The sequence below is a fragment of the Peribacillus sp. YIM B13482 genome (assembly GCF_042787975.1).
GTDB lineage: Bacteria > Bacillota > Bacilli > Bacillales > DSM-1321 > Peribacillus > Peribacillus simplex_A.
In genome coordinates this window covers 36,144-47,193 of record NZ_JBHZPF010000040.1, presented here as the reverse complement: position 1 = coordinate 47,193, position 11,050 = coordinate 36,144, and the positions used below count along the sequence as shown (strand labels likewise).

The 11,050-nt window shown below is 36.8% G+C and carries 6 protein-coding genes and 2 pseudogenes; 7 read left to right on the top strand and 1 reads right to left on the bottom strand.

Annotated elements, in window-relative coordinates; all coding sequences use genetic code 11:
- Positions 1 to 353: 353 nt before the first annotated feature.
- Positions 354 to 2,051 carry a sigma-54 interaction domain-containing protein gene (locus ACFX4L_RS17860; protein ID WP_377383298.1) on the top strand — a complete coding sequence of 566 codons (1,698 nt, stop codon included), beginning with the start codon at positions 354 to 356 and terminating at the stop codon, positions 2,049 to 2,051.
- Positions 2,052 to 2,809: 758 nt separating this feature from the next.
- On the opposite strand, the gene ACFX4L_RS17855 is transcribed toward ACFX4L_RS17860, so the two are convergent.
- Positions 2,810 to 4,204, bottom strand: coding sequence for an amino acid permease (locus tag ACFX4L_RS17855; RefSeq protein ID WP_268564931.1), 1,395 nt, complete (start codon positions 4,202 to 4,204; stop codon positions 2,810 to 2,812).
- An 801-nt stretch (positions 4,205 to 5,005) separates the two neighbouring features.
- Between ACFX4L_RS17855 and pruA the strand changes: the two genes are divergently transcribed.
- The 6 genes and pseudogenes from pruA to ACFX4L_RS17825 all read left to right on the top strand — a co-directional run.
- The gene (pruA, locus tag ACFX4L_RS17850) at positions 5,006 to 6,574 is read left to right on the top strand and encodes an L-glutamate gamma-semialdehyde dehydrogenase (protein WP_377405767.1); all 1,569 of its coding nucleotides are present in this window, start codon (positions 5,006 to 5,008) and stop codon (positions 6,572 to 6,574) included.
- A 72-nt stretch (positions 6,575 to 6,646) separates the two neighbouring features.
- Positions 6,647 to 7,561 (top strand): proline dehydrogenase family protein, encoded by a 915-nt coding sequence (locus tag ACFX4L_RS17845; RefSeq protein ID WP_377405765.1) that lies wholly within the window; start codon positions 6,647 to 6,649, stop codon positions 7,559 to 7,561.
- A 452-nt stretch (positions 7,562 to 8,013) separates the two neighbouring features.
- Entirely contained in the window at positions 8,014 to 8,520 is a 507-nt protein-coding gene (locus tag ACFX4L_RS17840) for an acyl-CoA thioesterase (protein ID WP_377383414.1), read from the top strand.
- Between the two features lie 519 nt (positions 8,521 to 9,039).
- Positions 9,040 to 9,294 (top strand): biotin/lipoyl-containing protein, encoded by a 255-nt coding sequence (locus tag ACFX4L_RS17835; RefSeq protein ID WP_377383305.1) that lies wholly within the window; start codon positions 9,040 to 9,042, stop codon positions 9,292 to 9,294.
- 927 nt (positions 9,295 to 10,221) lie between these two features.
- Positions 10,222 to 10,491: pseudogene (locus tag ACFX4L_RS17830) on the top strand (cytochrome ubiquinol oxidase subunit I); the annotation flags it as partial.
- A pseudogene (locus ACFX4L_RS17825) lies at positions 10,490 to 11,032 on the top strand (cytochrome d ubiquinol oxidase subunit II); the annotation flags it as partial. The pseudogenes ACFX4L_RS17830 and ACFX4L_RS17825, both read left to right, overlap by 2 nt.
- Positions 11,033 to 11,050: the final 18 nt, after the last annotated feature.

Below are 11,050 nucleotides of genomic sequence, written 5' to 3'. Positions count from 1 at the left end.
TGGCCAATTGGACATGGCGAGGTCCAAAAATGGCCTAACATAGTGGGCTCGTAGAGCCCCAATCTCCTAACTTCAGGAAAAAATTCAAAGGGAATCTCAAAAAGGGGTTCGGAATTTTTTAATTCCGAACCCCTTTTGTCTACAAACTGAAACTCTATTCTATGATAGAGTTTTTTTTAGTATTCCTTATTTCCATTACAGAAAATCAATCGTTAGAAACATAGAGTGAAGTTTATATTATAATAAAGTTATTAGTTTTTATTTAAACATATTTGTTTTATGATTGTTTTAGAAGATGATACTGTATAAATCCTTATACTTTCTCATAAAATATATAATAAAAGGGGTTTATTATGTTTAAAATGGAAGAAATTACTCTATACGACTCCTTCACTATAGTGAAACCCTATACAACTTTAATGGATATAAAGAATAACTTTTTAAAGTATGATTTTGTAATCATTTCAGCGAAGGAATACTACATTGTTTCAAAGAATGAATGCAATTTTCTGGCATTAATGGATGATTCACTGTCTGTAATCGAGTGGATTGAAAAGGTAAAGTGGACTCCCTCTACCATTTCTACAATAGATGAACTTTCTATGCTACAAACTGATTGGAGCAGACCGGTCCTGATTAAAGATCCGGAAAAAGAAGGAATTAGTGGAATCATAACTGCAAACCAATGGGTCCAACTGCTGGAATTGAAAAATGAGGAGCTATCCGCATACTTTTCTACATTGGCGGAAACCATTAATGACGCAGTCACAGCTGTGGATCAAGAGGGGAAAGTCATCTGCTGGAATACCGTTGCCGAGGGAACATACAGCATTAAACGTGAAAATATCCTTGGTCAAAAGATTGGAGAGCATTTTCAATCAGAGTCCATTATATTGCATCGTATATTAAATGAGGGACGTCCCGTTCGCGGGGCTTATCATCGCCCTAATAATGATAATCACGTATTAGTAAATGCCTCCCCAGTCATAAAGGATAATACAGTCATTGGAGGCATTGCAACGGAACATGATATTACTCAAATTGTTCGTTTAAACGAGGAACTTGATTCTTCGTTACCGTTGCTTATCCATCAGGACAACCCTTTTTCCTCTATTATTGGAGTAAATGTAGAAATTCAAAAGGCCGTGAAGATAGCGCAAAAAGTTGCCTACGCAGACATTCCGGTTCTGTTAACCGGAGAACCGGGTTCAGGAAAAGAGATGTTAGCACAAGCTATTCATTACGGCGGTTCAAAGCGAACCGGCCCTTTTGTATCTATTAATTGTTCAGCCATTCCTTCCACTCTTTTGGAGATTGAATTATTTGGATATCAAAAAGGAGTTTATACAGCAGATAAGAAGACGGGGAAAAATGGAAAAATTGAACAATCACATAATGGGACATTATTCATTGAGGAAATTGATAAAATGCCATTAGACATTCAAGAAAAATTTCTGCACTACTTAGAACATGGATCATTTTATCGTGTAGGGACAACGGAATTATTGACGACACATACACGTGTAATTGCCTCTACATCTCAGGCATTAGAAGCAATGGTAAAGGAAGGGAAATTCAACGAAAATCTTTATTATCGCTTAACTGTAATTAACATTGATATTCCTCCTTTACGTGAAAGGCCAGAAGATATTGTCAAATTAGTTGAACAGTTTGTGCAAGAGTTCAGTTCTAAGTATAAGAAACCAGTTCCGAAAATTGGATCGGAAGTTATAACTATATTAGTTAACTATGAATGGCCAGGAAATGTCCGTGAACTTCGGAATGTTGTGGAACGTGTTATCCTTCTGAATGATGAAAATATTATTAAAAGCAATCATCTTCAAAAAAACATAACTAGTAGCTATTATGTTCATAATAGCCTTATCTCATGCCCACAAGAAACATCATTTCAGGAAGAGGAAAAAGAAGAGTTATACATGATTCAAGAAGCCTTAAGCAAGACATATGGAAACAAAAGTGCGGCTGCCAAATTACTCGGCATGTCCAGAGGAACGCTCTACAATAAGATTAAAGAATACGGATTAAACTGATTTATTTTTATTTTGCATTTTATTATGCCCCAGTTACGCTCTCTATCGAAACTTTTGTTATCACCGATAACAAAAAAACGAGAGCTAGTTTCTGGAAAGACTGCTTTGATAATATCCCCTTAAGGTAGACCGTGTAAAAAGACCACAAACAATCGTGGAAAATACACCACTACCTGGAGGGGATTTTATTATAGGCTAAAAAAGGGAAAAGTTCGAGAAATATTCAAAGGAAAAAAATGAAAGCTGTACAGATGTATTTGAATGGGGAAGGCAGCAATGAAACGAAGGATACCAATTCAATTGAAAGGTATCAGAGTGAGATTATTATAAAGTACAGGCTGAAAAAAGCGTTATGTAAATCTGTAAATGGAGGAACCCAGAATCATGTTGAGAAGTACAGAACCATTCTCCATTCGGATCAAGGCTTCTAATGCACAGCCCATGCATACAATCTACGACTTCAATATCTTGGCATTAAATGAAACCAACATGATAATGTCTTAGTGGAATCGTTCTTTCCCCATTATAAATAAGAGATGTTGAATCAAAATCATTTTTAAAAACTGGGAGGATATCTATTATTACAGCTAAAAACGATTCCAAAAACGACTCAGCCACCGAGCTCCGAATGAATATCGAATCTCGATGACTGTAGTCTTTTATGACTGTCTACTTGACAGGGGTAAATCAAATGACTAATCTGAGTTGGGATTTTTTAATGCGCCAGCCCGTGTCTAATTTCAAATAGCGTCCATTATTTATGAGGCATTTTTTTCTTTGTTCGTTGATAATAAATCCGATGGTTTCTTTTTCTTTAAGACAAAGAAAGAACCGACAATCAGGATAGTGAGAAGTAGCGTTAAAAAGAATTGTAAACGTAAGGAATCAATAAATGTCATCGAGATAAATATACTAGTGATCGTAATAATCGTGGCATATGTTAAATAAGGAAATAACCACATTCTGATCTTAAGTGCTCCAGGATTTTCTTTTTCGTATTTTCTTCGCATACGTAACTGAGAGAAGGCAATCACTAGATAAACAAGAAGGGCTACACCTCCGGAAGCATTAACTAAAAACAGAAATACTTTATCTGGAGAAACGTAATTGAATCCAATACTGATATAAGCAATAACGGTACATCCTAAAATCGCATTCATGGGTATCCCCTTCTTATTTACCTTTAAAAACATTCGGGGAGCATCTCCATTTTTCGCCATCGAAAATAACATACGTGAGCTCGTATAAATACCAGAATTCAAACAAGAAAGCACTGCCGTCAAAAGAAGGAAGTTCATGATTTGAGCTGCAGCTGGTATATTTAAAAGTTCAAGGACAGAAACAAAAGGACTTTTCATCAAACTGGTAGAGTCCCATGGAAGAATTGTTACGATTATTAAAATTGAACCTAGGTAAAAAGTTAAGATACGATAGATAACAGTATTTGTAGCAACCCTCATGGCTTTTTCAGGATGTGAGGTTTCCCCAGCTGCAGTAGCCACGATTTCACTCCCCATAAAAGAGAACATAACAAGGGCAACTCCTATAAACACAGAACTTATTCCAGATGGCAGGAATCCACCTCTATGTAGAAGGTTTGAAGTACCAGGTGATTCTATACCTGGTATGAAACCGAATATAATGGCACCTCCAAGAATTAAAAAGAGAACAATACTGACAACTTTGATCATGGACAGCCAATACTCAAACTCACCAAATGATTTAACAGAATAGATGTTAGTTAGGGTTAATAAAAAAGTAAGCATAAGGCTGACTGACCAAGAAGGCAAAGAAGGAAACCAATATTGAATAATTGTCGCACCTGCTATCGCTTCAACTGCAATGGCAATTACCCAGAAAAACCAGTATAACCAGCCAATCGTGTACCCGGCCCATGGGCCGATCGCTTCCCGGGCGTAAGTGGAAAAAGAGCCACTTGATGGATTTGCCGTTGACATTTCCCCAAGCATCCGCATCACCAAAATTACCAGTAATCCTGCTAGCGCATATGAGAAAATAGAACCTGGCCCAGCCGTATTAATTAACGGGCCGCTTCCAACAAATAACCCAGCACCGATGATTCCTCCGAGAGAAATCATGGTAATATGCCGAATTTTCAACTCTTTTTTTAATTCAGGTTGTTGATGATTCATATCCTACATCCTCTCCATAACGTAAAAACCAAAAAAATTAAGGGGATTCAAATCTTTCAAAAAAATAACAGAAAGTGATAACCCTTAAAACAAGAAACAAATCTTTAACAATTCTTCCTCTTTTATTTCTTCTACTTATTAGAATTAAAAAATTAAAATGCATATAGACTCCAAATAAAAGATGAAAAAATATTAAGAATTATATGATAATACATTTTGTGCATATTTGTCTATTTATTTCCCGGAATGGAACATAAACTAAACACTTATGTATACTTTAAAGTTATTTATAAAACTTAAATCAAAAAGCGAGCTCGTTCCGTTGTTATGATTGAAGGCATTCCTACAGCCATTTACATACTATGTGGTTTAGAAGCTATGCAATTGAAAAAAAACGGGTTAATAGGTGGTGAACTCTCCCCAAGATAAAATGAATTCACCATATACTGTTTAGATTAGCTTCATAAGCTAGTATAATAATCTGTTTTTTAAAAAATGAATATTAAATTGAACAAAAGTGTTTAATTTTAAATTATTTAGACAATTTTGTTGAAAGTAGTATACAAAAGTGTATAAATGGAATTATAATATGTTCATATTAAGTTTTTGAATATTATTTTTATTATAAATTTTCCGTTAATGAAGGAGGAGATATTGGATTAGCGAACTTTTTTCACAAACAAAAGTAAAAGAAGAAATTAGAGGCAGCAACTATCAGTTGAACATTATTCATACTTTTAACTTAAGATGATGCGCTATTACATCGGTTATACAAATTTATTTTTTAAGGGAGAGAAAAACATGATTACAACAAATAATACGGACATTAAAACATATAAACACGAACCATTTACAGATTTTACACTTGAAGAAAATAAAAGTGAATTTAAAAAAGCTTTAGAGGTTGTACAATCAGAGCTAGGAAAAAATTATCCACTTGTCATTGGAGAAGAATTCATTACAACAAATGAACAAATTGTATCGATAAATCCAGCAAATAAGGAAGAAGTAATCGGTCGAGTTTCTAAAGCGAATAAAGAATTGGCCGAGAAGGCAATGCAAGCAGCATTGTCTACATTCAACACATGGAAAAAAGAAAAACCAGAAGAACGTGCTAACATTTTATTTCGTGCCGCGGATATCATTCGTCGCCGCAAACATGAATTTTCAGGCTATCTAGTTAAAGAAGCTGGAAAGCCATGGAAAGAAGCTGATGCAGATACGGCTGAAGCCATTGATTTCCTTGAATTCTATGCCCGTCAAATGATGCATTTAAAAGACGGAGTACCTGTAAAAAGTCGAGATGGAGAAGCAAACAAGTTCAACTATATTCCACTGGGTGTAGGTGTCATCATTTCTCCATTCAACTTTCCATTAGCTATTATGGCCGGAACGGCAGCTGCAGCGATTGTTGCCGGAAACACGATTCTTCTGAAACCATCAAATACCACACCAGTGATTGCAGCGAAATTCGTTGAAGTCATGAAAGAAGCAGGTCTTCCTCATGGCGTACTTAACTATATTCCAGGAGGGGGCGCGGAAATAGGGGATTATCTTGTTGATCATCCGAAAACTCGCTTTGTTTCCTTCACGGGTTCACGTGAAGTTGGCTGCCGCATTTATGAACGCGCGGCAAAAGTGCATCCGGGTCAAATTTGGTTAAAGCGTGTGATTGCCGAAATGGGCGGAAAAGATACTGTAGTCGTAGATAAAGACGCGGATTTGGATGTAGCGGCCGCTTCGATTGTTTATTCTGCTTTTGGATTCTCCGGACAAAAGTGTTCGGCTGGTTCACGTGCGGTGGTACATCAGGATGTTTATGACGAAGTCCTTGAAAAAGCAGTGGCATTAACTCAAGATTTAACGAATGGCTGCCCTGAAGATGTAAATACCTATATGGGACCCGTCATCAGCCAGGCTTCTTACGATAAAATCATGAAATATATTGAAATAGGAAAGGAAGAAGGCAAGTTGATGACTGGTGGAGAAGGGGACGACTCCAAAGGGTATTTTATTGAACCGACCATCTTTGCGGATATTGATGAAAAAGCACGTCTGATGCAGGAAGAAATTTTTGGACCTGTTGTAGCTGTTTGTAAAGCGCGCGATTTCGATCATATGATGGAAATAGCGAACAACACGGACTACGGCTTAACGGGTGCGTTACTTTCTAACACTCCTGATCATATTGAACGAGCAAAAGAAGAATTCCACGTAGGTAATCTATACTTTAATCGCGGTTGTACAGGAGCAATCGTTGGGTATCATCCGTTTGGTGGGTTCAATATGTCTGGAACGGATTCGAAGGCAGGGGGCCCTGATTATTTGATTCTGCACATGCAAGCGAAAACAACTAGCGAAACACTTTAATAAGGGCTGGGGCAATTTAAAAAGGTTGCCCCATTTAATAAAACAAGGACATGCATTTAGGGGGATATATTCATGCTGGCAGATGTTTCAAAAAATATTTTTCTTCACGCTTCCAACAACAAAGCGTTAAATAAAGCTGCGAAAAAATGGGGCCTTCGATTTGGGGCTTCCCAAGTTGTGGCAGGAGATACTATCAAAAGTGCGATTAAGAAAGTTCAAGAATTAAATGAAAAAGGCTTGATTTGTACACTGGATCATTTAGGGGAATTTGTTTCAAGTAGAATAGAGGCAATAGAGGCAACGGAATACAACGTAAGAACGTTGGAAGCTATGGGGAGTGCAGGAGTAAATAGTAATTTATCTGTAAAAATGACCCAACTTGGTTTGGACATTGATCGGAATTTTTGTGTTCAAAATATGTGTCTAATACTTGAGGCAGCCAGGAAATACAACAATTTTGTCAGAATCGATATGGAAGATCATGCACATTGCCAAATCACGTTAGATATCCTGAGAGAATTACGCGAAACATATGATAATGTAGGAACAGTGATTCAATCCTATTTATATCGAGCGGAACAGGACGTAAAAGAATTAAAAGGAATTCCCCTTCGTTTAGTTAAAGGAGCTTATCAAGAATCTCTTTCTGTGGCTTATCAAGAGAAAGAAGAAGTAGATAAAAATTATATGAGAATCATTGAAGAGCATTTGCTGAGTGGCAGCTATACGGCGATTGCTTCCCATGATCATCGTATCATTGCCAGTGTAAAAGAGTTTGTTCAAAAAAACAATATTCCACGTAACCAATTTGAGTTTCAGATGTTATATGGATTTAGGACAGACATGCAATTAAGTTTAGCTAAAGAAGGATATACAATGCGTGTGTATATTCCTTTTGGTAACGACTGGTTTGGTTATTTTATGCGTCGCTTGGCAGAAAGACCACAAAATATAGCTTTTGCCCTTAAAGGTTTCTTTTCTAAATAATTGATGGGTTTATTAAAATGGGTGAAGATACCATAGAAAGTTATTTTATGTTAGCGTTCGTTTCTGGGAAACTAAACAGATAGGTACAACCACTCTTTTTAAATAGAAAAATATAAGCATAAATCTTCTCTGAAAGCGCACAGTGAAGGAATAATACGATCCCGTCCTCCCTTGACCGGTGGATTCACCCAGTATGAAAAGTCTGGATCCTACCAAGAGAATGAAAACAGTTTACTCGAGCAGGAGGAGCTTTTAATGCTTCGTAAAGAGCTTGAGCAACAGCATATGGTGAATGATATTTTAAAGCAAGCTTCGTATTCTCGGAACACTAGGCTACATACGCCGATAGTGTTTTAAGATTAAAAAGCGCAAAATTGTATCATAATATAACCATATACTAAAAGTTTACATAGGTGATGATTTCAGGTCCCATGTTTTAGGAGGACGGGTTTATAGAAGCGAAATATTGCAGAGAATCAAGGGTCATAAGAACGAGTCGTATATTTCCAAATGATGTGAACAATCATAATACATTATTCGGCGGCAGATTGATGAGTGATGTCGATCAAGTAGCATCGATTTCTGCAGCACGTCATAGTCGGAGTGAATGTGTAACTGCTTCAACAGATTCAGTTGACTTTTTACATCCCATACGTACAACAGATTCAGTGTGTTTTATATCTTATGTGGCATGGACAGGCACATCTTCAATGGAGGTTTTTGTGAAAATTATTGCTGAAGATTTAAAAAGCAGTGTTCGTAGAATTGCAGCGACTGCTCTATTAACATTTGTTGCACTAGATGAACATAAACGTCCCACACGTGTTCCAAATGTTATTCCGGAGACAGAAGAAGAAAAAAAATTACATGAAACGGCCTTAGATCGAGCAAGTATGCGGAAACAAAGAAAACAAAAAAGCAAAGATGTGGCTATGTTTTTAAATGTAGATTATCCTTAACTTTCATCACCTGCAAGGTAAGAGGCAACCCTTATCAATATCGTTCAAGTTGAAAAGCCGGGCAATAAGCAAGTGAAGCATTAGATTTACTAGTTCAATCCAGTCTTTTCTCCGGCTATCGTTCTCAGCAGAATGATTGGTCTGGCCTACAAAGGGACGAGTTCGTTTTCATCCGGAAGTAACTGCTTTATCGAAGTAAAGGCGGTTTGCGATCCTCCCGTATCATGCCCTCCCCTGAATTAGATCGGTTAATTCGAGGGTATGTGGGAGCGATTAGTAAAATGTTGGAACAACCAAAGATATTATGGTTCTGGTGGAATGGCGGCATCATAGTTTGAATGGCTGCAAAACGATCAGGCTATTATTGGACAGAAAAAATGGCATGGTCATTCTTTTCAAAAGATATCATCCATAGCACAAAATTAATAAATAGATATGCGTCTAGCTGCTTACATGGCTCGGTGTAAGTATGATATTTGGAATTTCTAATTCATTTCAATAGAAAGAGAGGGTTTTAAGGTGAAAAAAGTTATAGAAACTGTCTATAGTCCTTGTTGTGGAAAAGTTGAAAACATATTTGTTAGTCAAGGCTCTTATGTATATGAATGGGAAAAACTAATGGTAGTTCATACAACGGACAATAAAAAAGTGGAAATTGAGACTAGTGTAAGTGGTCATGTTGTTTCAATTGAAGTAACAAAAAATCAAAATGTAAGTAATGAAACAGTGTTAATTCAGTTACAGGATGATTTATTAATCACAGGAAGTGATTGATAAAAAGGTCCAAAGGGTTTTTAGGATTAGTATCCTGAATATGAATTTTTCTAAACCAGAGTCTTGTAAAGGCACGCGTTCAATATTTAGAATATTCAGTGCATTAAACAGAGTAAAGCGGAATAAATAAATTAAGCAAGAATTTCAAATTGTTAAAAACGGAGTAATCCTATTTTTTATAATGATAGAAAAGTGCTAGTTAATGAACATATGTTTAAAAAGCTCTACGATATGGTAGAGTTTTTTAATTATAGAAATCCTCCGTTCTGGTGCAATAACCTATCGCAAGAAACATAGGGCGATTTTTGCAAAAAAGATACTTTATTGTATTGTTCTTTTTTACGTCAAAGGAGTTCTATGGATTAAACATAAATATATAGGCTAGTACCTGTGCTTTAAGGAAAATTGGGCAAAAGTCAAACACCACCCGCAAATACACACATAGACTACTATATTGTAGGATATGTGTGTATTTTGATTGAATCGAATATAAAAATGAATGAACAGTTCTTTAGAGAATTGTGAAGGATTCGCAATGGTGATTGTTTGGTGACCCGTTTATGGGCGCATAACCATAATGAGGCAGGATTATTGTAAAAAGTAATCATTAAAGATGGATATTTCTTATTTAGGAAAAATTGATAAATTGATTGGGGATTTATCAATTCATATTATTATTTGCACAACTATACTAAAAATGCCGTCCGTACATGCGATCTAAGCAAGATTAAGAAGCAATCAACCGAGTAAATATATCCCAATAATAACCCCGATAGAATATTTAAATAAAACAATTAACCAAAAACATCATCAAGTAAAATGCTGTCTTTCTGCAGAACCATGAAAATATAGTTTGTGGAATATTATTAAATATTTTCCTGTACAGAGGAGATACTACCAAGAGCAAAGGTTAGAAAGGAAGACAGTATGGATCATATACAAATGGCCCGTACGATGTTCGGGACGAATATGGCTGTACATATCATATTTGCAACGATTGGCGTCGGGTTGCCGATGATGATGTTGGCAGCGGAATTGATGTATCAAAAGACAAAGGATTTACAGTATGTCGTCATGGCTAAACGCTGAACCAAAACATTAGGGGGTTTGCTTGGGGTCGGCATTCCGACTAGTACGATTGCGGGTGTGCAACTGTCACTATTATGGCCTGGGTTCATGGAAGTGATTGGACGAGTCCATGGATTTTGGCGCTGGCTTTTGGGCAGACTTACATTAAAAAGGAAGAAACCAATGCTAAGAAGATAGCGAATAGCTATTTATCACCAACTTGGGAGGTAACTAATACTTTTGTCGTTGGTCTTGTTATCGCTATTTGCAGTTTATTTCCAGATGCAGTATTCCCGATTGGGGAAGCCTTGATCGTTCCCGCAAGCCTAATCTTGGTCCTATTATGTATTATGAGTGCATTCTTGGTCTTCTCGCACAGCTTAGACAAAAATGAAAATTTTTCTAAGCAGGGGGGGTATGGGGTGCCGCGCCGCGCCGTTATAGCGATCATCATTATTTAATCGGCAGTTATGTTTATGGCATCGCACATTTACCTTATATCATTTATCCAAATGTCACGATCCTTTCAGGATTTACCGACCCGACTTCATTCCGTGCCGTGTTTGCCACATATATAGTGGGCTTTGTGATATTGGTGCCAGGTTATTTCTGGTCCATCTTCATGAAAGATCAGCGCCGAAAGTTAAAACGGAGACAAATGTCAAACTAGTTCATCTTGGAAAAGAGA